This is a genomic window from Thermus sp. FJN-A (assembly GCF_054655095.1).
Map to the genome: position 1 here is coordinate 1 of NZ_BAAHSC010000215.1, position 22,574 is coordinate 22,574.

Here is a 22,574-nt window from a genome sequence, read left to right on the forward strand (position 1 = left end):
CTGCAACCCGACCCCATGAAGCCGGAATCGCTAGTAATCGCGGATCAGCCATGCCGCGGTGAATACGTTCCCGGGCCTTGTACACACCGCCCGTCACGCCATGGGAGCGGGTTCTACCCGAAGTCGCCGGGAGCCTTTGGGCAGGCGCCGAGGGTAGGGCTCGTGACTGGGGCGAAGTCGTAACAAGGTAGCTGTACCGGAAGGTGCGGCTGGATCACCTCCTTTCTAAGGAGCTGAAAGCCCTGCTCTCCCCTTTTCAGGTCCTTGGGGGCGCCTTCGGGCGCCCTTTTTTGTTGCCGGGGGGTGAACCGGGCCAGGTGCGGAGGAAGCGGCAGGTTCGTGTGGCGAGGAAACGGGTGGTCTCCGCGGGGGGTGTGGTCTTGCGCGGGGAGGCCCCTGAGGTGCTGGTGGTTTCCCTGAAGGGGGGGCGGGTGGTCACCCTGCCCAAGGGCCAGGTGGAGCCCGGGGAGCGCTACCCCGAGACCGCGGTGCGGGAGGTGCGGGAGGAAACCGGGGTGGAGGCGGCGGTGCTCTCCCCTTTGGGCAAGGTGCGCTACTACTTCACGGTGCGGGACGAGGACGGGCCCGTGACCGTGAGCAAGGAAGTGCACTACTTCCTCATGGCCTACCGCGGGGGTGAGCCCAAACCCCAGCTCTCCGAGGTGGAGGCCGCTTTCTTCCTCCCTGCTCCCGAGGCCTTGGAGCGCCTTTCCTATGCCAACGAGCGGGAGATGCTCCTGAAGGCCCTGGCCCGCTGGCGGCCGCCTCGGATGGGGTCGGCATCACCCTGAGCCCACACGCCCGGTAGAGCATCGCCGGGGTCGACCTCCCCGCAGGGCTTGCTAGGAGGGCGGGGGCCAAAGCGTCAACGCCCGGAGCGAAGCTAACCGCGAGCGGTTCCAGCTCAATCCTGGCGACAGGGTTCAGGGCTGTATCTTTCGGGATATTGGGTTGGATGTCGCCTCGGATCTCGGGTTGCTCGCTGAGCCCATTTATTCATCCCGGCCGCAGGGCGGCCAGCAGGCGCTGAGCTTTCTGGCGGCAGGCCTGCCTCCCGGGGAGCTCGGATTGACTCAAGAGCACCAGCGCCAGGTCATAAGCGTGCCCCAGCGACTGAAAGACGACCTCGGCTTGAGCGTAAGCAGAATGCGCTTCTGCAAGCTCACCTCGGGCAGCCCATACCCGGCCCTCCACCCACCTCGCCTGGGCCAGACCGGGTTGGTTCCCGAAGGCTTCGGCGAGCTTTTGAGCCTTCTGTGCGTAGGCCATGGCGTTCTCGTGCTCGCCCTTCTCGAGCAGGAAGGCAGCCAGGGCGGGGTAAAACTGCACGCTGCAGACCGGGCAGAGGGCGCCCTCGGCCTCCAGGCCTAGGCCCGCTTGGGCCAGGCGCGCGGCCCGCGGGCGGTCCCGGGCTTCCAGCCGGTTCCACAACCCGGCGGCATAAAGGCGCATTAGGCAATGGTCGCGCACAGCGGCTTCTCGGGCGGCCTCGAGACCCCGCTCCACCGCATGCCAGCCGGCTTCCAACTCCCCCCGTGCGGTGTGCAATAGGGCTTTGCGGGCCAAGGTGTAGGCTTCTCCAGCCGGGGAACCGATCTTGTGGTGAAGCTCGAGGGCGTGCTCCAGGTGTCGCGTAGCCTCCTGGAGGTTGGTGCGCAGAAACTCCATGCTCCCCAGTGCGTAGTGGCATACCGCCAGGCAGCGCAGGTTGCCCATGGCTTGGGCTTGCTCCTGCACCTGGCCGATGAAGCGTTGGGCTTGCTGATAGGGGTCTTCGCCATAGAGGTGGTACTCCCACAAGCACAGGTGGGCATCGGTGGCCAAGGCCACGTCAGGCGACCAGCCAGCCAGCCCGCGCTTGAGCTCGTAGCGCAAGCCTTCCTCCCAGCGGCCAAGGGGCAGGTAAGAGAGGGCGAGTAGCTCGTAGGCCTGCTGGACCTCCACCATGGAGCCCTGGGCCTCGGCGAGATGCAAAGCCTCGTGGGCTTCGGCGGCAGCCTGCTCGAGTTCGTGCCCGTGCCAGTGGTAGAGGGCCTGCACCAGCAGGAGCCGGGCGCGCTCCAGCGGGTCGGGGCCGGTGCGGGCCTGGGCCTGCCCCAGGTAGCCGGCGGCGCCGTCCATGTCGGTGGCAAGGATAGCGGTGAGGGCCAACTTGCGGTAGAGCGCGGCTGGGGCCGGTGCGCCCACGAGGGCTTCGCGGTAGGCGGCCAGGGCCTGCTTCACGTCGCCAGTAGCCCGGTGCGCGTCGCCAATCCGCTCCCACGCCTGCGCCTGTACTTGGCCGGTGGGCCCCAGCTGCAGCGCTTCGCGGTAGCGCTCGATGGCAGCGGGGTGATCGTAGACCGCAGCAGCCCGCTCGCCCGCTTTAAAGAGGTACGCCAGCGCCTGCTCGGCCTGGCCAGCCTGGCGGTAGTGGTGGGCCAGGGCCTCGGTGTGGGGCGCAAGGTCAGCGCGGTAGGCGGCCTCGAGCGCCCGTGCCACCTCCCCGTGCAACGCCGCCCGGCGGGCCAACGAGAGCCCTTGGTAAAGGGCCTCGCGGTAGAGGGGGTGCCGGAAGCGATAGATTGAGCCCTGCTCGAGGAACAACTTGGCGGCCAGCGCTTCGTCCAGGAGGTCGGCCAGCCCCGACCCTACCGCCGCCTCAAGCACGGCGCATGTGACCTCTCGGCCTACCACCGCAGCTAGTTGGAGTAAATGCAAGGTCGGAGGGCTTAGGCGCAGGAGCCGCCCGGAGAGCAGCGTGGTCAGCGAGGGGGGTAGGGGTAGTGGCCCCGGAATGGCCAGCTCCCAGTCCCCCCCGGTGCGGCTCAACTGGCCCCCTTGCTCGAGCTGGTGAACGATTTCAAGGGCGAACAACGGGTTGCCTTCTGAAAGCCGGTAGACCTCCTGTGCCAGGGCGGGAGCCACGTTTGCGCCGAGCCGGTGGGCCAGGAGCTCGCGGTGTTCGCCCTCGGCTAGGGGGGTCAGGCACAGGTGCACCAGGCCGTGGCGTTCGAGGCTTTGGACGAGTTCGAGCAGGGCGTGGGGCGGCTCGGGCTCGCTGCGCCAGATGCCCAGCAGCAGCACGGGGCAGTTGGCGGTCTGCCGGGCTAGGTAGTGAAACAGGCGCAGGGTACCCTCATCGGCGTCGTGCAGATCGTCAAAGGCCAACACCATCGGGCTGTGCACCGCCCGCTGGGCCAGGAAGCGCCAGATGGCGGCGAAAAGCATCCCCTGGGCGGCTAGGGGGTCGCTGGATAAGATGGGGGCGGTGTCGGGTGGTAGCTCAGGAATGTGAGCACGCAGCTCGGCGGGAAGAAGCTCTGCGTCCTGGGGATATAGGCGCACCATCTGCCGTAAAATCTCCACGAAGGGACCGTAAGGAAGTTGGCTTTCGGCAGCGTATGCGTTGGCCAGAAAAGCCTGGTAACCCTTCTGGCGGGCCAACTTGAGGACCTCCTGGCCCAGCCGCGTCTTGCCTATGCCAGGGGGTCCTTCGAGGCCTACCACGGTCCCCCGCCCTAGGGAGAGCTGGCCCAGGGCTTGTTTCACTTGGGCCAGCTCGCCTTCTCTTCCCACCAAGGGTTGGAGCGGCCAGAGGGGGGCTGGAAACTCCTGGGGGGGAGGGGCTGGAGGGACTGCTAAGAGCCGCCTGTACAGGGCCTCAGTTTCCCGGGAAGGCTCCGCGCCCAATTCCTCGCCAAGGGCCTGTCGGCATCGGCGGTACTGGCGTTCTAGCCCGGTTCGGCTACCTTGGAGCGCATATGCCTGCATTAACCCTCGGTGGGCCTCCTCCTGGGCGGGGTCCAGTTCCAGCGCTGCGCGGAAAGCCTCGGTGGCTTCTTGGGCTTGGCCCTGGGCCAGACGCCCTTGCCCCAGGGCTAGGAGCAGGGAGATCTGGAGTTCTTGCAGGGCTTCCCGGCGTTCCTGGGTCCAATCCTCGTAGCGGTCTGTGGGGAGCAACTCGCTGTAAGCGGCGACGGCTTGTTCCACCAGGTCAATCCGTCCCAGGGCCAACGCTTCCTTGGCCTGGGTTACGAAGGCCTCGAGGTCGGTGCTCACCCCACCTGGGGCTTGCAGGACCAGGACTTCGTCTCGGAATGCCAGAAGTTCCTCGGGGGGAAGGCCGGGGTTCACCGAGGCTAAAGCGGCCCGGACTTGGTGTACGGCTTTGTAGAGCTGGCTGAGGGCGGCAGGTGGGGACAGGTCGGGCCAGAGGATCTCCAAGGCCTGGTCTCGTGGCATGCGGTGGTCCTTCTGCAGGGCCAAGAGCTTCATGAGGCTGCGGGCCTTGCGCCGCTCAAAGGCCCCTTCGGCCAGCTGGAGCCCCCCGACCCGGACCGCAAACCCCCCCAACAGCTGCAACTCTATCGCCACTGGCGACGGGGTCATGAGCCTGACCTTCCTCTTAGGCTAGCCCCTGCATTCCCCTCCGCCCGGGTGTAGGTCACAAAGGAGGCTGAGTGGCCCTCAGAGCAACCCCTAGGCTACGCGGGGCCGGCCCTGGCGAGTGCCTTTCCATGGCTTTCGGTTTTCCGCCTACCTGTTCATGGGGGCCGATAACCGGAACTGCCTGGAGTAGAAGCGGCAAGGGGATAACCTACTTGCCGCGGGAAGATCGCGCAACTGAGGCCCTATCGCGTGCGTAGGGCCTCAGGCGACCGGGTTACGTAACGAACACCTATTCCTCGGGTCGCAGGACGGCATCTGCGAGCTCGATCAAGACGTTTGCTTCCTCGCCGACAACCCAAGCATCGTGTCCAGGCTGGATGATCGCCACATCTCCGGGACCGAATTCCATCTCGGTGCCGTCATCCATGCGGACCCGCTGACGCCCGGCGAGAAAGATCTTCACGTGGAAGCGCTGGCAGCTTTCTCCCCCAACGATCGGCTTGACGTGCTTGGACCATTGCCAGCCGGGCTCGAGGGTTAAGCGGTAGAAGGTCAGCCCCCCGACCCTGACCACCTCGATCTTGCCCTTCTCAAATGGCCGCCGCGTTTCGTCTGGGGTATCGAAGCTCTTGCCGGTAATCTTTTCCGCTTGGTATGGCATGGGCCTCCTCCCAGGTTTTACCCAAGCAACCCCCCGTGGGGGCGGCTAGCGGGTGATGGTGAGTACAGCGCCCTTGGGCAGCAGGAAGGTCACCGCGATTACCGCCCTGCTGGAACCGGGGTTGCCCACCACGGCGTACTCGCCAGGGAACTCCGCCCAACTCTCTCCGGGTTTGTAGGCCTTCTCGCCCCCCTTCTCCCGCACCACCATGCTGCCCTCCACCACCGTGGCGTAGCCCACGCCGCCGTGGGTGTGCTCGGGGGTCCAGGCCCCAGGGGCGAACTCCAGCACCACCTGGATCACATCGAACTCGGCGGGGAGCTTTACGTTCTCAAAGCGGCTCTGGTAGAGCGCGGTCGGCCCAGGCGGAAGGGTTTGTCCGGCGGTGGCGGTGGGCACCACCAGGGTGAGGGCGGCGCCTTTGGGGAGCAGGAAGGAGACGAAGAGCCGGGCCTTGGCCTGGGTGGCGTTGCCCACCTCGGCGGCGGTGCCAGGGTGCTCGGTCCAGGTCTCCCCGGCCCTGTAGGTGGTGGCCTTGCCCTGCTCCCTCACGGTCATGGTGCCCTCCAGCACGCTGATATAGCCCACGCCCCCGTGGGTGTGCAGGGGGGTCCAGGCCCCGGGCGCGAAGTCCAGGAAGAACTGCACCAGGTCAAAGCGGTGGGCGTCGGCGAAGGTGTGGGAGGCCAGCGCCTTGGGCCCCGGCGGGAGCTGCTGCGCCTGGGCCAGGACCAGGACTAGGCCGAAGAGCCCGCCCCAGAGCGCCTTGCTGAGTTTTCCTACCATAGAACCCCTCCTTTAGCCCTCGAGGATCACCTTCACCGGCACCGGGTTGCGGATGATGTCCAGCACCGGCGAGGTCTTCTGCACGTAGTCGCACAGCTCAACGAGCTTCTCCCTGGGGGCATCGGCCTTGCACCGGTAGCGCACCGTTATGCCCTCGTAGCCGGGGCGAACCTTGTCGGAGAGTCCCAAGAAGCCCCGCAGATCCACATCGCCTTCCAGGTCGAACTCCAAGGCCTCCACCCGGATTCCCTGCGCGGCGGCGTTGTAGATGAAGCCCACCGCCAGGCAGGAGGCCAGGGCGTGCAGCACCGCCTCCACCGCGTTGGGGCCCTTGTTGGTCCCCAGCAGCACGGGGGGCTCATCGCCCTCGAGGGTGAAAGGGGTGGTCCTCGAGATGTCCTCCTGCGCCGCGCCGTAGAAGCCCTGGATGCGGGTCTTGGCGTGGCCCCCGGAGACCCAGTCGGTGTGGGCACGGAAGCGGAAACGGGCCAGGTCAGGGTCGGCCTGGATGGCCTGAACGGTGGCCACCATTTGGTCTACATCTACCCCGTTGAGCATCTGCATGTTCTCCTCCTCCGGTGGGGCCAGCCTTTCTACCCCACCGGGTGTAGTGTGCAAAAGACATCCTTCCCGGGGCCTTCCCGCGATCTTCCCAGGGCTTGGGGTCTAGGGGGAGAAGGGCTCCCGGGTCAGGAGGGAGAGGGCGGCCTCCTCCGGGGAAAGCTCGCCCCGGGCTACCCGGGCCACCAGGTCGCCGGCGGCCTGGGTTCGCCTGCGCCCCCATTCCTGGATGACGCTTTCCACCTCAAACCTGGCCCGTTCCAGGCGGTGGGCCTCCAGGAGGCCGTGCTTCAGGAGATGTTCGTGGTGGGCCTCGAGGCCCGCAAAAAGCGCCTCCACCCCTTCCCCCGTGGCCGCCACCGTGGGGTAGATGGGGGGGCGCCAGCCCCCCGGGCGAGGAGGGGAGAGCTCCAGGGCGCTCTTCAGCTCCTGGACGATCCTCTCCCCGCCCGGGAGGTCAAACTTGTTGACGGCGAAGAGGTCGGCGATCTCCATGACCCCGGCCTTGAAGGCCTGGACGGCATCCCCCGCAGCCGGGGTGAGGACGAGGAGGGTGGTGTCCGCCACCCGGGCGATGTCCACCTCGCTTTGGCCCACCCCCACGGTCTCCACGAAGATGCGGTGGAAGCCGAAGGCTTCCAGAAGGCTTAAGGCGGCCACCGTGGCCCCGGCGAGCCCTCCCAGAGCCCCCCTGGAGGCCAGGGAGCGGATGTAGACCCCGGGGTCCTGGTGGTGGCGCATCATGCGGATGCGGTCCCCCAGGATGGCCCCGCCCGTGAAGGGGCTCGAGGGGTCCACGGCCAAAACCCCCACCCGCTCCCCCCGCCTCCTCGCCTCCAGGATCAGGCGGTCGGTGAGGGTGCTTTTGCCCGCCCCCGGGCTTCCCGTGACGCCCACCACCTTGGCTTGGCCGCGGCCTCTCACCCGCTGCAAGAGCGCCTGGCCCAGGGGGTGGCCCGACTCCACCAGGGTTAAGGCGCGGGCCAGGGCCCGAACATCCCCTTCCCAAAAGCGGGCCTCCAGGTCCTTGAGGGTGCTTTCCGCCACCTCGGCCATGGGGGTATTCTACGCTTTTTCGCCCCCCTGCCTTAATCCGCCAGGGCGATGCAGGCCACCTCCACCCCCACGCCCCGGGGCAGGGCCTTCACCGCCACCGTGGCCCGGGCGGGGTAGGGGGGGTGGAAGTAGCGGGCATACACCTCGTTGAAGGCGGAGAAGTCCCCCATGTCCGCGAGAAAGCAGGTGGTCTGCACCACGCGGTGGAGGCCGGAGCCCGCGGCCTCGAGGACGGCCTTTAGATTTTCCATCACCTGCTCCGTCTGGGCGCGGATATCCCCTTCCACCAGGGTGCCGTCGGGGCGCAGGGGGATCTGCCCGGAGACGAAGACCAACCCCCCCGCCCGCACCGCCTGGGCGTAGGGGCCCACGGCCTTGGGGGCCTTTTCCGTGTGGATGGCTTCCATGGCCTCATCCTACGCCAAAGCGGAAGAGCTTCCCCGAGAGGTTCACCACCAGAACCTCCCCCGGCAGGGGCAAGGGGGGTACCTGCACCGCCCCCAGGCCCGTGGCCTCAAAAACCACCTGGCCCCGCCGGTCCACGGCCAGGAAGCGGCCTTCCTCCGTGGCCACGTACACGTGCCCCGCCGCGTAGGAGAGCCCCGCGGTCACCTTCCCCACCTCGAGGCTCCAAACCTCCTCCCCCGTGGCCTGGTCCAGGGCCCGCAGGACCCCGTCCCAGCCCGCCACGTAGACCCGCTCCTCGTCCAGGGCCAGCCCTCCCCAGACCTCCCCCTCCAGGGCGGTGTTCCAGAGGGTGTCCCGGCCAAGGGGGTCAAAGGCGTAGACCTCCCCCTCCCAGGTGGGGATGAAGAGCACCCCCCGGTAGGCGGCCACGGGGGCGTGCACGGGGCCTGTCTTGACCTTGTAGCGCAGGGCGCCCGAATCCGGGTCCAGGGCGTAAAGCCAGCCGTCCTCCGAGCCCAGGAAGAGGAGGCCCCGGTAAAAGGTGGGGCTGGCGGAGAGGTGCCCCCCGGCGCGGAACTGGAAGAGGGGCCTATCCCCCGCGAAGGCGTAGAGGACCCCGTTCCGGCTGGCCACGTAGACCCGGTGGCCCAGCACCAGGGGGCTCGCGGTGATCTCGGCCCCGGTCTCGGCGCTCCACTCCAAGAAGCGGCCCCGGAAGCGGCGCACCTTGCCGTCCCAGCTTCCCACGTACACCCCGCCCCGCGCCACCGGGGGGGCCGTCACCTCGTCGGGGAGGCTTTCCCGGCGCACCTCCCCCGAGAGGAGGTCCACCTCCACCAGGCTCCGCCCCACCCCCAGGTAGACCCGCCCCCCCGCGTAGACCATCTCCCCGGGCCAGGCCGCCTCCCCCTCGAGGTCCAGCCGCCCCTTCAGGGCGAGCCGCCTGGGATCCGGGGCCAGGGGGTAGTGGCCGCTGCGGCTGTTCCCCGCCCTGGGGGTGGCCAGGCGCAGGGTCCGAACCTCCTCTAGGGTGGCCTTGAAGAGGCCTGGATGGGAGGGCCGTTCCTCGGGGTGCTTGGCCAAAAGCCCCATCACGGCTTCCCCTACGCTTTTGGGGACGGCGGGGTTCAGGGCCTCGGGGGGCTTGGGGGGTTCGTAGACGTGCTGGAAGAGGACCGCCTGGTCGTTTTCCCCCTCGAAGGGGGGTCTGCCGGTGAGGGTGCGGTAGAGGACCGCCCCCAGGCTGTAGAGGTCGGCCTTGGGGGTCAAGGGGAGGCCCTTGGCCTGCTCCGGGGCCATGTAGGTGGGGGTGCCTAGGGTGTAGCCCGTGCGGGTGAGGTGGCGGCTCTCCTGCAGGAGGTAGGCCAGGCCGAAGTCCATCACCTTGGGGTATCCCTCCTTGGTGAGGAGGATGTTCTTGGGGGTGAGGTCCCGGTGGAGGATGCCCTGGGCGTGCAGGTGGGCCAAGGCCTCCATCACCTGGATGGCGGCCTCCAGGATGCGCTCCCCCTCGGGGCCCTCCTCGTAGGGGCCCAGGCGGTCAAAGGTCCCTCCCTCCACCAGCTCCATGACGAAGTAGGGCCGCCCCTCCTCCTCCCCCAGGTCCAGCACCTGAACGATGCCCGGGTGGGAGAGGCGGGAGAGGGCCCGCACCTCCAGGAAGAACCGCTCCCTCTCGGGGGGTAAGGCCCGGGGGTGGAGGAGCTTCACCGCCACCTTGCGCCCCAGGCGCTCGTCCACCGCCCGCCACACCTCCGCCGTGCCCCCTGAGCCCAGGAGGGCCTCGAGGCGGTACCGCCCGGCCAGGACCACGCCGGCCATTCTAAGCCGCTCAGGCTTCCGGCTCCAGCTGCTTCAGGAGTTCGGCCAACTCCTCCTTGCCCGTCTCCAGCTCGCGCACGATCTTGGCGATGGCCAGGCGCACCACCTCCGACTTGGACACCAGCCGCTCGGGGCTGGAGAGGGCGTAGGCCGCCCGGGTGAGGAGGGCGTCCTGTTCCTCGGAGATGACCACCTGTAGCCGCTTTTTTTCCTTCTTGGGCATACCGCTCCTTGGCAGGTAGTGTAGCAGAGGGCGCATCGCCTTGACAATGTGAATTCTACTGGATATCCTCACCTTGAGTAAGGTGTGTATGATGCTCACGGACTCGGGGAAGGGGAGGAGGATCCTGCGGATTGAAGGGGGCTTCCCCTTGTCCGGGGAACTCCGGGTCTACCCGGCCAAGAACGCCGCCTTGCCCATCCTGGCGGCAAGCCTCCTCACCCCTGAGCCCATCACCCTCCTGGAGGTGCCGAGGCTTAGGGACGTGGAGGTGATGCTGGAACTCCTCGCCCACCTGGGCACCCTCTACGCCTGGGAGGGCCGGGCCTTGCACCTCCACACCCCCGAGATCAAGAGCACCCACGCCCCCTACGAGCTGGTGGGGCAGATGCGGGCCAGCTTCATCGTCTGGGGAGCCCTCCTCGCCCGGGTGGGGGAGGGGCGGATCTCCTTGCCCGGGGGGTGTGCCTTTGGGGCCCGGCCCGTGGACCAGCACGTGAAGGCCCTGAGGGCCCTGGGGGCCGAGGTGGTGGAGGAGGAGGGCACCTTCTACGCGAGGAGGACGCGCCCCTTGGCGGGCCGGGTGGTCTTTGACCTGCCCACGGTGGGGGGAACGGAACAGGCCATGCTGGCCGTGGCCCTGGGGGGGGAGGCCACCTTGGTCCAGGCGGCCATGGAGCCCGAGGTGGAGGACCTGGGCCGCTTCCTGCAGATGCTGGGGGTAGAGGTCCGGGGTCTGGGCGGCGCTGTTCTGCACGTGCGGGGGGCCAAGCGGCTGGGCGGGGGCACCTACCGCATCATCCCCGACCGCATAGAGGCGGGCACGTACCTCCTGGCGGCGGCGGCCACCCGGGGGGCCATCACCCTCCGGGAGGTGCGCCCGGACCACTTGGACGCCCTCTTGGACAAGTTGCGGCAGTCGGGGCACCGCCTCGAGGTGGGCGAGGACTGGGTGCGCTTCACCGCAACCCCGCGTCCCGAGCCCGTCCAGGTGGAGGCCCGGGAGTACCCGGGGTTTCCCACGGACCTGCAGCCCATCGTCAGCGCCTACCTGGCCACGGTGCCGGGGCAGAGCGCCGTCAGCGACCGGGTCTACCCCGACCGCTTTACCCACGTGGGGGAACTGGCCCGCATGGGGGCCGAACTCTACCTGCGGGACCGCACCCTCCTCATCCACGGCAAGCCCCTCCGCGGGGCCCAGGTGAAGGCCCTGGACATCCGCGCCGGGGGGGCCTTGGTGGTGGCCGCCCTGAGCGCCGAGGGGGTTACGGAGATTGAGGGCGTCTACTTCCTGGAGCGGGGGTACGAGCACCTGGAAGAGCGCCTCGCCCTGCTGGGGGCTAGGGTGGGCGTGGAGGAGGTCCAGCTGGCCGCCGCCGACTGAGTACCCCATTGGCCGAAGCCCCCATGCTGGCTTGGGCCAGCATGGGGCGGCGTTAGAAGGGGCGCAAGGCCTCGGGGAAGCGGAAGTAGAGGCGGTTCCGGGCAAGCTCGGGGCTATAGAGGCTTTCCACGTACCCCGCAAGCTGCAAAGCCTCCAGCACTTCTTGGGCCGCCTCCCGGTCTCCTCCCAAGCGGGCGGCGAGGAAGGCCAGGGCCTCCTCCTCCTCGTCCCCTTCGCCCACGAACTCCCGGTACTCCTGGTCCAGGGCCCGCATCAGGGCCCTGAGGTCCAAAGGCCTGGCCGTGAAGTACCAAAGGCCCTTCTCCCCGGGGAGGAAGTGGGCGTAGCCCTGGGCCTCCAAGGCCTGGGCGAGGCGCACGGCCTCGGGGGGATCGTAGCCCTGCTTCTGCAAAAGGGTCACCAGGTCTTCCCGTTTCCCGGGAAGGCCCTGGGGGTGAGCCGCCCGCAGGTTCTGGGCCAGTTCCTTGGGATCCATAGCCACCTCCCATATACAATCATAAAAGATGAGCGTATTGATATCAAGTTCGCTTGCTTTTCCCTTGGCGGGTGGGGTACACTAAAAGCGGTATGGACCTGGACCTGCTCGTGAAGCGATTGGAAAGCCTCCGGGGGTATCTTTGACATCCCCGGTAAGGAAGCCCGTTTAGAGGAACTGGACAAGCGCCTGGAAAACCCCGCCCTCTGGCAGAACCCGGAGGAGGCCAAGAGGGTGAGCCAGGAGGCCACCCGCCTCCGGCGCACCGTGACCACCTTCCGCTCCTTGGAGGGCGACCTCCAGGGCCTTTTGGAGCTCTGGCAGGAGTTTCCTGCCGAGGCGCGGGAGGCCCTTCGCCCCGAGCTGGAGGAGGCCGCCCGGAAGCTGGAGGAACTCTACCACGAGACCCTCCTTTCCTTCCCCCACGCGGAGAAGAACGCTATCCTCACCATTCAGCCCGGGGCTGGGGGCACGGAGGCCTGCGACTGGGCGGAGATGCTCCTCCGCATGTACACCCGCTTCGCCGAGCGCCAGGGCTTCCAGGTGGAGGTGGTGGACATCACCCCCGGTGCGGAAGCCGGCATTGACTACGCCCAGATCCTCGTTCGGGGGGAGAACGCCTACGGCCTCCTCTCCCCCGAGGCGGGGGTCCACCGCCTGGTGCGCCCCTCCCCCTTTGATGCCTCCGGCAGGCGCCACACCTCCTTCGCCGGGGTGGAGGTGATGCCCGAGGTGGACGACACCGTGGAGGTGGTCATCCGCCCCGAGGATCTGCGCGTTGACGTGTTCCGCTCCCAGGGGCACGGGGGGCAGGGGGTGAACACCACCGACTCGGCGGTGCGCATCGTCCACTTGCCCACGGGCATCACCGTCACCTGCCAGACCACCCGGAGCCAGATCAAGAACAAGGAACTGGCCATGAAGGTGCTCCGCTCCAGGCTCTTTGAGCTGGAGTGGAAGAAGAAGCAGGAGGAGCTGCAGAAGCTCCGGGGGGAGGTGCGGCCCATCGAGTGGGGAAGCCAGATCCGTAGCTACGTCCTGGACAAGCAGTACGTAAAGGACCACCGCACGGGCCTCATGCGCTTTGACCCCCAGAACGTTTTGGACGGGGACCTGCTGGACCTCATCTGGGCTGGGCTGGAATGGAAGGCGGGCCGCCGCCAGGCGGTGGAGGCGGAGGCGGAGTAGGCCGTGAGGCCCTCCCGGGTCTGGTTTGTTCAGGCCGCGCTGGGCCCGTCCAAGGCGCGGCGCACAAGGGCCCGTATCCTTGTCCCTTCCTCAAGGGTGAGCTGGGTGAGGGCAAAGGCCACGGGCCAGAGGACCCCCTGCCTTAGCGTAAGCTCCGAAGCCTCAGCCCGGACCAAAGCGTGGAGCCCTAGGAAAAGGGAGCGGTCTGGCTCGGGCCATGCCTCTACTTCCGCCAGAACGGCGTCCTCCCCCTGGGCTGTCTTTCCCTCTTGGGTGGGCCTGGGGCGCCCCATCAGTAGACGTCCTCCGGGGCCTTATAGGTTTCCCCGGTGAGCCAGTAGATGACCCGTTCGGCCACGTTCTCCAGGTGGTCCCCAAGCCTTTCGTAGCTCCGGGCCACCCGCATGAGGGTGAGGGCCTTGGTGATGGTCCTTGGGTCTTCCATCATGTAGGTGATGAGCTCCCGGGTGACCTCCTCGTAGAGGCCGTCCACCTGGTCGTCCATCTCCAGGACCTTGCGGGCCAAGGCGGCGTCCCGCTCCGCAACGGCCTTGGCCAGGGTGTCCATCATTTCCAGAAGCCTGCGGCCCATCTCCGGCAGGGTCACGTAGCGCTTCAAGGGGGGTTCCTTGGCCAGGAGGAGGGCGTCCTCGGCCACGTGCATGGCGTAGTCCCCCGCGCGCTCCAGGTCGGTGAGGGCCTTGATGACGGTGAAGATGAGGCGGAGGTCGGAGGCCACGGGCTGGTGGCGGGCGATGAGGGCGATGGCCTCGTTCTCCACCTTGAGCTCCAGGGCGTCCACCTCCTTGTCCTTGGCGATAACCCCTTCGGCCTTGGCGCCGTTGCTGCCCACCAGGGCCTCCGTGGCCTCCTGGGTCATCTCCCGCACCAGGGAGAGCATGCGCAGGCTTTCTTCCACCAGGTGGTTTAGGGCTCGGTCCAGGGCTTCGCGCATAAACGCCTCCTCGTTCAGTCTAGGGGAAAGTGGACGCCGAAAACGTTCTCCGGCGCCTCCCGCCGGGCGTAGGCCTCCCCCCCCAGGCCCCGGGCCAGGCGGCGCACCAGGTAGAGGCCCAGGCCCTGCCCGGTTCCCCCTTGGAATCCCCGGTGTCGGGGGAGGAAGAGGGCCTGGTAGTCGGGGAGTTCTGGCCCCCGGTCCCGCACCTCCAGGTGGAGCCGGTTGGCCTCCGTCCGGGAGAGGAGGCGGATGGGGTCGTGACCGTACTTGAGAGCGTTGTCCAGGAGGTTGAGGAGGATTTGGAAGAGGGCCTCGGGGTCGGTGTGGAGGGTGTGGGGGAGGTGGACCTCCACCTTTCGGCCCTGGAGCCTTTCCTGGAGGAGGCGCTCCAGGCGAGGCCAGAGATCTTCCAGGGCCAGGGTGCGCCGGGGGCCCGGCTGGGTGAGGGAGAGGTCCTTCACCAGGCGGGCCAGGCGGGCCACCTCCCCCTTGAGGAGGTCCAGGACCTCCTTTTCCTGCGGCGTCCTGGGGGTGAGGGCCTCGAGGAGGGGGGCCATGCCGGCAAGGGGGGTGCGGAACTCGTGGGCCAGGACCTGGGTGGCCTCCTCCAGGGCCTCGAGGCGCCGGTGGGTTTCCGTCTCGTCCCACAGGTAGAGCCTTCCGGGGAGGGCCCGGGCCCGGAGGAGGCGGCCCCGCACCTCCAGGGTGCGCTCCCCCCCGTGGAGGGCCAGGGCCTCGAGGCGGTGGTCCCTGAGGGCCAGAAGCAGGGGGCGGCCCACCACCTTTTCCCGGCTCACCTCCAAAAGCTCCGCCGCCTTGGGGTTCAGGTAGACCACCCGCCTATCCTGGTGGCACACCAAGCCCTCCAGGGCCTCCTCCCAGGCTTCGGCCAAAACCTCCTTCACCCCTCCCCCTTGAAGCGGTACCCCAGGCCCCGTACGGTTTCCAGGAAGCGGGGGGCCTTGGGGTCCTCCCCAAGTTTCTCCCTGAGTTGCAGTACGTGCTGGTCCACGGTCCTGGGGGTGCCCAGGTAGTCCTGGCCCCAGACGGCCTCCAGGAGTTCCTCCCGGGTGTAGACCCGCCCCGGGCGGGCCGCCAGGAAGGCCAGGAGTTCAAACTCCCGCCGGGTTAAGGGGAGGGGCTTGCCCTCCAGGACGGCCTCCATGCGCTCCAGGTCCAGGAGGAGGGGGCCCCTTTTCAGCACCTTGCGCTTGCCCGCCCGGCGCAGGAGGGCCTCGAGGCGGGCCAGGAGTTCCTCGGTGGCGAAGGGCTTCACCAGGTAGTCGTCGGCTCCCCGGGCCAGGCCCTCCACCCGGTCGCGGACCTCGGCCCTGGCGGTGAGCATGAGGACGGGAAGCTCGGCGTAGGGGCCTTGGCGTAAGCGCTCCAGAAAACTTGTCCCGGGCTCGCCGGGGAGCATCCAGTCCAGGAGGACCACCTCGGCCTCCTGGAGGAGGGGCCAGGCCTCCTCGGCCGTGGGGGCCTCGAGGACCCGGTGCCCGGCCCGCTCCAGGGCCAGCCGCACCCCGAGCCGCACCGCGGGTTCGTCTTCCACCAGGAGCACCGTGGCCACGCCTTCAGTCTAGCCTGGGGCCTGTCAGAGAACGGTCAAGCCTTTGCTTGACAGGCTTCCTCCGGGCGTGCTACCCTTCAAAAGGCCGGGGGCGGCTAGCTCAGCGGAAGAGCGCTCGCCTCACACGCGAGAGGTCGTAGGTTCAAGTCCTACGCCGCCCACCAGAAAGGCCCCCACCCCTAGGGGTGGGGGTTTCCTTTTCCCCCCTGGACCGTATACCCTGGGGAACATGTACGAGGGGAAGATCCTCTACGAAGGCCTCACCTTTGACGACGTCCTCCTGCTACCCGGCTACTCCGAGGTCCTGCCCAAGGAGGTTTCCGTCAAGACCCGGCTCACCAAGCGCCTCACCCTGAACATCCCCATCCTCTCCGCGGCCATGGACACGGTCACCGAGGCGGATATGGCCATCGCCATGGCCCGGGAGGGGGGCCTTGGGGTCATCCACAAGAACCTTTCCATAGAGGCCCAGGCGGCCATGGTGCGCAAGGTGAAGCGCTCCGAGGCGGGGATGATCCAAGACCCCGTGACCTTGCCCCCCACGGCTACCCTGGAGGACGCGGAGCGGCTCATGCGGGAGTACCGCATCGGGGGCCTGCCCGTGGTGGACCTCTACGGGCGGCTGCTGGGCCTGGTGACGAACCGCGACCTGCGCTTTGAGCGGGACCTCAAGCGCCCCGTCACCGAGGTCATGACCCCCTTCGCCCGCCTGATCACCGCTCCCCCGGGCACCACCCTCGAGGAGGCCGAGGAGATCCTGCGCCGCCACAAGGTGGAGAAGCTCCCCCTGGTGGACGAATCGGGAAGGCTCCGGGGGCTTCTCACCCTGAAGGACATCGTCAAGCGCAAGCAGTACCCCAACGCGGCCAAGGACTCCCTGGGGCGCCTCCTGGTGGGGGCGGCGGTGGGGGCGAGCAAGGATCTCCCCGAAAGGGCCCAGGCCCTGGCGGAGGCCGGGGTGGACGTCTTGGTCCTGGACTCGGCCCACGGCCACTCCAAGGGAATTCTGGAGGCCCTCACCTACCTGAAGGAGACCTTCGCCGAGAAGGTGGAGGTCATCGCCGGGAACGTGGCCACCCGGGAGGGGGCCAGGGCCCTGGCGGAGCGGGGGGCGGATGCGGTGAAGGTGGGGATCGGCCCCGGCTCCATCTGCACCACCCGGGTGGTGACGGGGGTGGGGGTGCCGCAGATCTCCGCCATCCTGGAGGCGGTGGCCGGGGTCCAGGACCTGGACGTGCCCGTCATCGCCGACGGGGGGGTGAAGTACACCGGGGACGTGGCCAAGGCCTTGGCCGCCGGGGCCCACACGGTGATGCTGGGGAGCATGCTGGCGGGCACCGACGAGGCTCCAGGGGAGGAGGTGCTCAAGGACGGGCGCCGGTACAAGCTCTACCGGGGGATGGGCTCCCTGGGGGCCATGAAGCAGGGCTCCGCCGACCGCTACTTCCAAGACCCCGGCAAGGGCGGGGAGACCGAGGCCAAGAAGCTGGTGCCCGAGGGCATAGAGGGCATGGTGCCCTACAAGGGCCCCGTGGCCGACGTCCTCTACCAGATCGTGGGGGGCTTGAGGAGCGCCATGGGCTACGTGGGGGCCCGGGACATCGAGGAGTTCCGCCGGAAGGCCCGCTTCGTGCGCATGACCATGGCCGGGCTCATTGAGAGCCACCCCCACGACGTGGTGGTCATCAAGGAGGCCCCCAACTACTCCCGCTGAGGGCTTGGCCGCCCGGCGGGTTCCCGGGGCCCTCAGTCTTCAAAGAGCTTGGCGAAGGCCTCCCCGCCCCCCCGCTTGCGGGCTAGGCGGTAGGTGCCTTCCTTTTCCTCCAGCTTCCCCTCCTGCACCAGGGCCTTCAGGGTGTCCTCCAGCTCCTTCTTGGAGAAGGCCTCGCCCTCCTCGTCCAGGTAGCGCTGGATGTCCTTGAAGGTGGCGAAGCGCAGGGCCTCCACGGCCCGCATGACCCAGCCCTTCCGATCCATGGCACCATCCTACCCCGCTTCCCGTGGCATCCTCGTACCCGTGGACCCCTACCGGGAGTACCAGGACTATGTGGTGGCCTCGAGGCTCCTCATCGCCCTCGGCCTTTCCCGGGAAATCCTTTCCCTGGCCCAGTACGCCAGGCTCCGCCTCCGCCGCCTGGACTTGGTGCGGCAAGGGCGCTTCGCCTTCCTGGAAAGCCTGGACGAGCGCCTGCGCTTGGGCTTTTGGACCAACCCCTTGCGGATGTGGGACTTCCTGCGGCGGGCGGGTAGCACCCCCTACCTGGACTCCCCCCTGGCCTTCGAGGCCCTCCTCTTCTCCGAGGAAAGGGCCCGCCTCCGCTACCCCGGGCAGGCGGGGGAGTACTACCTGGGCTTTCTCCCCCTGCCCACCCTCCTCATGGACCCCGTGGCCTTTGAGGAGGTCTTGAGGGCCCAGGAGCGGAGGGCGGAGGCCCTGCCCCTTTTCCTCAACGCCTTCCACCGGGTTCCCGGGCCCTAAGTGCCTTTCTTCCCGAGCTCCTTGACCCTATCCCCCGGGGGGTGTATAATCCGGGGAACGACGCGCATATCTTTGCCTACACCAAACCCCGAGTGCCAAGAAGGAGCCCCGAGATGACCTGGAAGGAAGCCTACCCGGATATCCCCCTAGGCCAGGATGCCTGCGGCATCATCGCCATGGCGGAAAAGAGCGGCAAGCCCTCCCACCGCATCGTGCGGAGAACCCTGGAGAGCCTGTACCGCATGGCCCACCGGGCGGGGGCCATCCGGGGAGAGGGGGACGGGACGGGAATCCAGACCGACATCCCCCGGGAGCTATGGGCCCGTTTTCTGGAGGAGGCGGGGCTTGAGCCGGAATTGGCCTTTAACCCCCGCTTCTTCGTGGGCCACTTCTTCCTGCCCAAAAGCGAGGAGGGGCGCCTGGAGGAGTTCTTCGCCTTCCTGAAGGGGGAGGGGCAGCGCTTAGGGGTGCGGCCCGTCCACTTCCGCCGGGGAGAGGTGGTGAGCGAGGTCCTGGGCCCGGTGGGGCGCCGCACCGAGCCCATCTTTCTCCAGGTGGCGGGCCTCGCCCCGGACGGGGATGGCCCCCTCTGGGAGCTGGGCCTGCGCCTGGAGGCGAGGTTCCCCGTTCACGTGGTCTCCCTCTCCACCTCCAGCGTGGTCTACAAGGTGCGGGGCGCGGCGGAACTCCTCAAGCGCTACTACCCCGAGCTCTCCCGCCCGGAGTTTAAAAGCACCATCGCCTTGGGCCACAACCGCTACTCCACCAACACCCTTTCCACCTTCGAACAGGTCCAACCCTTCGGCCTCCTGGGCCATAACGGCGAAATCAACACCATTGAGCGCCTGCGGCGGGAGATGGATTACCTGGGCATCCCCCGCACCGGGGGCTCGGACTCCCAGGACCTGAACCGCATGCTGGAGGGGCTCATCTACCGCTACGGCCTCACCCTGCCCGAGGCCATGGACCTGGTCTTTCCCCCGGTCCTGGGGGAGGTGAAGGGGCTTTCCCCTGAACTCCAGGACCTCTACCTGGCCCTGCGCCAGCGCTTCGGGCCCCTGGCCCAGGGGCCTGCCGCCATCGTGAGCCGCCACCGGGACGAGGCGGTCTTCGCCACGGACGCCATGGGCTTAAGGCCCCTCTGGCAGTTTGAGACCCCTTACGAGATCGTCTTCTCCTCGGAGCGGGGGGTCTTCAGCGCCGAGGAGTTCGTCTCCGAGCCCAAGCCCCTCGCCCCGGGGGAGAAGGTCTACCTGCGCCTCACCCCGGAAGGGGCCCGGGTGCTTCCCTTTGACCGGCACCAGCGCCTGGTCTTGGAGCGGGTGGCCGCCCGCACCCCCGTGGAGGGGTACCGGGTGCACCTCCAGGGCCCCATCCGCCAGGCCCCGCCCCCGGTGGCCGGGGGCGGGGAGGTGGAGGTGGAGGAGCGCCCCGCCCCGCCCCCCTTGGGGCTGGAGCGGGCCTACGGTTGGGACCGCTGGGATGCCGCCTACCTCGAGGCCCTGGCCAAGACCGGGAACGAGCCCATCGGCTCCCTGGGCTACGACGGCCCCCTGGCCGCCCTCAACCCGGAGAAGCCCAACCTCTCCGAGTTCTTCAAGGAGACGGTGGCCGTGGTGACCAACCCGGCCATTGACCGGGAGCGGGAGGTGGAGCACTTCTCCACCCGCACCCTCCTGGGCCGCCGCCCCCTGCCCGATGGCCGGGGCGGGGGGAGGGTGGAGGAACTCCTCCTGCCCCTCGTCCTGGAGGGCGACCGGGGCTTGGCGGAAAGCTTCGGCACCCTCACCCTCGCCGAGGTGCGGGAGCGCTTCAAAACGGAGACCCTCATCCCCCAGTTCACGGTGGAGGAGGGGCTTTTAGCGGGGCTCAAGCGCCTGGAGGAGGAGGCGGTGCGGGCGGTGGAGGAGGGGGCGGAGGTCCTCATCCTCTCCGACCGGGAGGCCTTCCACGGGGGGGTTTGGATTGACATCGGCCTGGCGGTGGCCGCGGTGAACCGGGCCCTCCTGAAGCGGGACGCCGAGGGGGTGGCCCTCAGGCGGCGCACCTCGGTCCTGGTCCACTCGGGGGGCGTGCGGAACCTCCACGACGTGGCCTTCCTCCTGGGCCTGGGGGTGGAGGCGGTGGCCCCCTGGCTTTTGGAGGAGAAGGCCCGCGCCCTGGAGGGGAGGAAGGGGGTGGCGGGGGTCCTCGAGGCCCTGCGGAAGGGCCTGGAAAAGGTCATCTCCACCATGGGCATCCACGAGCTCCGGGGCTACGGCAAAATCTTCAGCGCCATCGGCCTCAAGCCCGAGCTCGCCGATTACTTCGGCACCCGAAACTTCCTGGGCTCCGAGCAAGGGGGCTATGGCTTTTTGGAGCTGGAGCGCACCCTCTTGGAGCGGGAGGGGTTCCTCAGGGCCGAAAAGGTGCTGCCCGCCAAGGACTTCCGCTTTAACCCCCGGATCTACAAGGCGGCCCAGGAGGTGGCCGGGGGCCAGGCCCCCTACGCCCACTTCCAGGAGAAGGTGCGCTCCTTGGAGCGGGAAAGCCCCGTGGCGGCCAGGCAGCTTTTGGAGGTCCGCTTCCCCGAGCGGAGCGGGGTCTTGCCGGAAGAGGTGGACCTCTCCGTGGGGGCCCACTCCCTCCCCTTCGTCATCAGCGCCATGAGCTTCGGCTCCCAAGGGGAGGCCTCTTTTAGGGCCTACGTGGAGGCGGCCAAGCGGCTCAACATGCTCTGCATCAACGGGGAAGGCGGGGAGATCCCCGACATGCTGGGCAAGTACACCCACTGGCGGGGCCAGCAGGTGGCCTCGGGCCGCTTCGGGGTCCACGCCTACATGCTGAACTCCGCCAGCGTCATTGAGATCAAGATCGGCCAGGGGGCCAAGCCCGGGGAGGGGGGGCACCTGCCGGGGAAGAAGGTCTCCCCCAAGGTGGCGGCCGCCCGGAACGCGGTGCCCGGGGTGGACCTCATCAGCCCCTCCAACAACCACGACCTCTACTCCATCGAGGACCTGGCCCAGCTCATTGAGGAGCTGAAGACGGTGAACCCCAAGGCCCTGGTGTCGGTGAAGGTTCCCGTGATCCCCGGCATCGGCACCATCGCCGTGGGCATCGCCAAGGCGGGGGCGGACGTCATCACCCTTTCCGGCTTTGAGGGGGGGACGGGGGCGGCCAGGCTCCACGCCCTCAAGTACGCGGGGCTTCCCGTGGAGATCGGGGTGCGCCGGGCCCACCGGGCCTTGGTGCGGGCGGGGCTTCGGGACAAGGTGGAGATCTGGGCCGACGGCGGCCTCAAGACCGCCTACGACGTGCTCCGCATGGTGCTTTTGGGGGCGGACCGGGTAGGGATGGCCACCATGGCCATGGTGGCCATCGGCTGCACCATCTGCCGGGGGTGCCAGCTGGACACCTGCCACGTGGGCATCACCACCCAGATAGAGACCCTGGAGGAGGCCTTGGCCCACGGCCTGAAGCGCTTCGTACCCCAGGATGTGGACCGGGCGGTGGAGCACCTCACCCGGTTCTTCGAGGCCAAGGCCGAGGCCTTGCGGGAGCTGGTGGCCGCCCTCGGGGCCCGCTCGCTCCGGGAGCTCCGCGGCCGTTCCGACCTCCTTTACCAGCGGGACCACCTGGAGGCCTTGGACCTGGCCTACTTCTTCCAGCCCGTGGAGGAGCCGGACTGGCTTAAGGACACCGCGGCCCACGTGCTGAGGAAGCCCCTAAACCAGCTCACCCGCACCATCACCGAGGTGGTGATGGGCGCCTATGCGGAAGGGGGGAGGAGGCTCCTCTTCCAGGAGGGCCCCGTGGACTCCACCGACCGGGCCCTGGGGGCCCACCTGGCGGGGGAGATCGCAAGGAGGCGGCTCTACGGCAAGGGGTTTGACGCGGAGGTGGAGCTCCGCTTTGACGCGGGGAGCGTGGCCGGGAATGGCCTCGCCGCCTTCAACCTGGAGGGCATGAAGGTGGTGGTGGAAGGGGGCGCCCAGGACGGGGTGGCCAAGAGTGCCTTTGGCGGCATGGTGGCCGTGCTCAAGGGCCGGAACCCCTACGGGGCCTATGTGGACGGCTCCGTGGGCAAGAGCTTCGCCTACGGGGCTATCGGCGGCCTCCTCATCGTGGAGGGCATGGCGGACAGCCGCTTCTGCATCCGCCTCTCCGGGGCCGACGTGGTCCTGGGCGGGGAGCCCGAGCGCCCCCTCAGGGACGACCTCGGCAACCTGGCCGCCCGGGCCCAGGCCAAGGGCTTCGCCTTTGAGTACATGACGAGGGGGCGGGCCCTGGTCCTGGGGGACCCCGGGCCTTGGATCTGCTCCGGCATGACCGGGGGACGGGTCTACCTGCGCCACTGGCCGGAGATGGGCCTCACCGAGGAGGCCATGCGCCGCCGCCTGGCCAAGGGGGCCAAGGTGGCGGTGAAGCCCCTGGACGCCCGGGGGGTGGAGGACGTGCGGGAGCTCCTTTCCGCCTACGTGCAGGTCCTTCGGGAGGCCAAGCGGGAGGAGAAGGCGAGGAGGCTGGAGGGGCTCTTGGAGAACCCGGTGGAGCACTTCCGCATGGTGGAGCCCGTGAACCAGCAGGTGGACCAAGGGGTGAGCACGGAGTAAGGGCCTTCTAGACGGCCCCG

The 22,574-nt window shown here is 68.4% G+C and carries 19 protein-coding genes, 1 tRNA gene and 1 rRNA gene; 8 read left to right on the forward strand and 13 right to left on the reverse strand.

Annotated features, from left to right (window positions below; translation table 11 throughout):
* A 16S ribosomal RNA gene (locus tag ACYQ0J_RS12525) occupies positions 1-225 on the forward strand; the annotation flags it as partial.
* Between the two features lie 92 nt (positions 226-317).
* Positions 318-791: an NUDIX hydrolase gene (locus ACYQ0J_RS12530; protein WP_460172443.1), complete on the forward strand. Its 474-nt coding sequence runs from the start codon at positions 318-320 to the stop codon at positions 789-791.
* A 205-nt stretch (positions 792-996) separates the two neighbouring features.
* Here the strand turns inward: ACYQ0J_RS12530 and ACYQ0J_RS12535 are convergent, their stop codons facing one another.
* The 8 genes from ACYQ0J_RS12535 to ACYQ0J_RS12570 form a co-directional block, all read right to left on the reverse strand.
* Entirely contained in the window at positions 997-4,335 is a 3,339-nt protein-coding gene (locus tag ACYQ0J_RS12535) for an ATP-binding protein (RefSeq protein WP_460172444.1), read from the reverse strand.
* 325 nt (positions 4,336-4,660) lie between these two features.
* The gene (locus tag ACYQ0J_RS12540; protein ID WP_460172445.1) at positions 4,661-5,032 is read right to left on the reverse strand and encodes a cupin domain-containing protein; all 372 of its coding nucleotides are present in this window, start codon (positions 5,030-5,032) and stop codon (positions 4,661-4,663) included.
* A gap of 45 nt (positions 5,033-5,077) precedes the next feature.
* The gene (locus ACYQ0J_RS12545) at positions 5,078-5,818 is read right to left on the reverse strand and encodes a cupin domain-containing protein (RefSeq protein ID WP_460172446.1); all 741 of its coding nucleotides are present in this window, start codon (positions 5,816-5,818) and stop codon (positions 5,078-5,080) included.
* A gap of 12 nt (positions 5,819-5,830) precedes the next feature.
* On the reverse strand, positions 5,831-6,349 hold the full coding sequence (locus ACYQ0J_RS12550) for an OsmC family protein (RefSeq protein ID WP_460172447.1): 519 nt from the start codon (positions 6,347-6,349) through the stop codon (positions 5,831-5,833).
* A 135-nt stretch (positions 6,350-6,484) separates the two neighbouring features.
* On the reverse strand, positions 6,485-7,435 hold the full coding sequence (gene meaB, locus ACYQ0J_RS12555) for a methylmalonyl Co-A mutase-associated GTPase MeaB (RefSeq protein ID WP_460172448.1): 951 nt from the start codon (positions 7,433-7,435) through the stop codon (positions 6,485-6,487).
* Between the two features lie 32 nt (positions 7,436-7,467).
* Positions 7,468-7,842 (reverse strand): RidA family protein, encoded by a 375-nt coding sequence (locus ACYQ0J_RS12560; RefSeq protein WP_460172449.1) that lies wholly within the window; start codon positions 7,840-7,842, stop codon positions 7,468-7,470.
* A gap of 4 nt (positions 7,843-7,846) precedes the next feature.
* Positions 7,847-9,664, reverse strand: a complete 1,818-nt coding sequence (locus ACYQ0J_RS12565) for a protein kinase domain-containing protein (protein ID WP_460172450.1) — start codon at positions 9,662-9,664, stop codon at positions 7,847-7,849.
* Positions 9,665-9,674: 10 nt separating this feature from the next.
* Positions 9,675-9,887: a transcriptional regulator gene (locus ACYQ0J_RS12570; protein WP_460172451.1), complete on the reverse strand. Its 213-nt coding sequence runs from the start codon at positions 9,885-9,887 to the stop codon at positions 9,675-9,677.
* A gap of 88 nt (positions 9,888-9,975) precedes the next feature.
* Here ACYQ0J_RS12570 and murA point away from each other — a divergent pair, with 88 nt between their 5' ends.
* Positions 9,976-11,268 carry a UDP-N-acetylglucosamine 1-carboxyvinyltransferase gene (murA, locus tag ACYQ0J_RS12575; protein ID WP_460172452.1) on the forward strand — a complete coding sequence of 431 codons (1,293 nt, stop codon included), beginning with the start codon at positions 9,976-9,978 and terminating at the stop codon, positions 11,266-11,268.
* A gap of 52 nt (positions 11,269-11,320) precedes the next feature.
* Here murA and ACYQ0J_RS12580 read toward each other — a convergent pair whose 3' ends face one another.
* Positions 11,321-11,764 (reverse strand): hypothetical protein, encoded by a 444-nt coding sequence (locus ACYQ0J_RS12580; protein WP_460172453.1) that lies wholly within the window; start codon positions 11,762-11,764, stop codon positions 11,321-11,323.
* 92 nt (positions 11,765-11,856) lie between these two features.
* Between ACYQ0J_RS12580 and prfB the strand changes: the two genes are divergently transcribed.
* A protein-coding gene (gene prfB / locus ACYQ0J_RS12585) for a peptide chain release factor 2 (RefSeq protein ID WP_460172454.1) occupies positions 11,857-12,952 on the forward strand; the annotation gives its coding sequence in 2 pieces (ribosomal slippage) (positions 11,857-11,907 and positions 11,909-12,952; 1,095 coding nt in all).
* A gap of 292 nt (positions 12,953-13,244) precedes the next feature.
* Here prfB and phoU read toward each other — a convergent pair.
* Genes phoU through ACYQ0J_RS12600 form a run of 3 tightly spaced genes read right to left on the reverse strand, consistent with a single transcriptional unit; the run spans position 13,245 to position 15,483 of the window.
* Complete coding sequence (gene phoU / locus ACYQ0J_RS12590; RefSeq protein WP_460172455.1) at positions 13,245-13,907, reverse strand: phosphate signaling complex protein PhoU; 663 nt, start codon at positions 13,905-13,907, stop codon at positions 13,245-13,247.
* A gap of 14 nt (positions 13,908-13,921) precedes the next feature.
* On the reverse strand, positions 13,922-14,815 hold the full coding sequence (locus ACYQ0J_RS12595) for a sensor histidine kinase (RefSeq protein WP_460172456.1): 894 nt from the start codon (positions 14,813-14,815) through the stop codon (positions 13,922-13,924).
* A complete protein-coding gene (locus tag ACYQ0J_RS12600; RefSeq protein ID WP_460172457.1) occupies positions 14,812-15,483 on the reverse strand; it encodes a response regulator transcription factor in 672 nt (223 codons plus the stop codon). Before ACYQ0J_RS12600 ends, ACYQ0J_RS12595 begins: the two co-directional genes overlap by 4 nt.
* 89 nt (positions 15,484-15,572) lie before the next feature.
* On the opposite strand from ACYQ0J_RS12600, the gene ACYQ0J_RS12605 reads away from it, so the two are divergent.
* Both ACYQ0J_RS12605 and guaB read left to right on the forward strand, forming a co-directional pair.
* Positions 15,573-15,647 (forward strand) — tRNA-Val (locus ACYQ0J_RS12605).
* 65 nt (positions 15,648-15,712) lie between these two features.
* Positions 15,713-17,197, forward strand: a complete 1,485-nt coding sequence (guaB, locus tag ACYQ0J_RS12610) for an IMP dehydrogenase (protein WP_460172458.1) — start codon at positions 15,713-15,715, stop codon at positions 17,195-17,197.
* 32 nt (positions 17,198-17,229) lie between these two features.
* Here the strand turns inward: guaB and ACYQ0J_RS12615 are convergent, their stop codons facing one another.
* On the reverse strand, positions 17,230-17,460 hold the full coding sequence (locus ACYQ0J_RS12615) for a hypothetical protein (protein ID WP_460172459.1): 231 nt from the start codon (positions 17,458-17,460) through the stop codon (positions 17,230-17,232).
* Positions 17,461-17,500: 40 nt separating this feature from the next.
* On the opposite strand from ACYQ0J_RS12615, the gene ACYQ0J_RS12620 reads away from it, so the two are divergent.
* Both ACYQ0J_RS12620 and ACYQ0J_RS12625 read left to right on the forward strand, forming a co-directional pair.
* Complete coding sequence (locus ACYQ0J_RS12620) at positions 17,501-17,962, forward strand: hypothetical protein (RefSeq protein WP_460172460.1); 462 nt, start codon at positions 17,501-17,503, stop codon at positions 17,960-17,962.
* 113 nt (positions 17,963-18,075) lie between these two features.
* A complete protein-coding gene (locus ACYQ0J_RS12625) occupies positions 18,076-22,554 on the forward strand; it encodes a glutamate synthase-related protein (protein WP_460172461.1) in 4,479 nt (1,492 codons plus the stop codon).
* Positions 22,555-22,574: the final 20 nt, after the last annotated feature.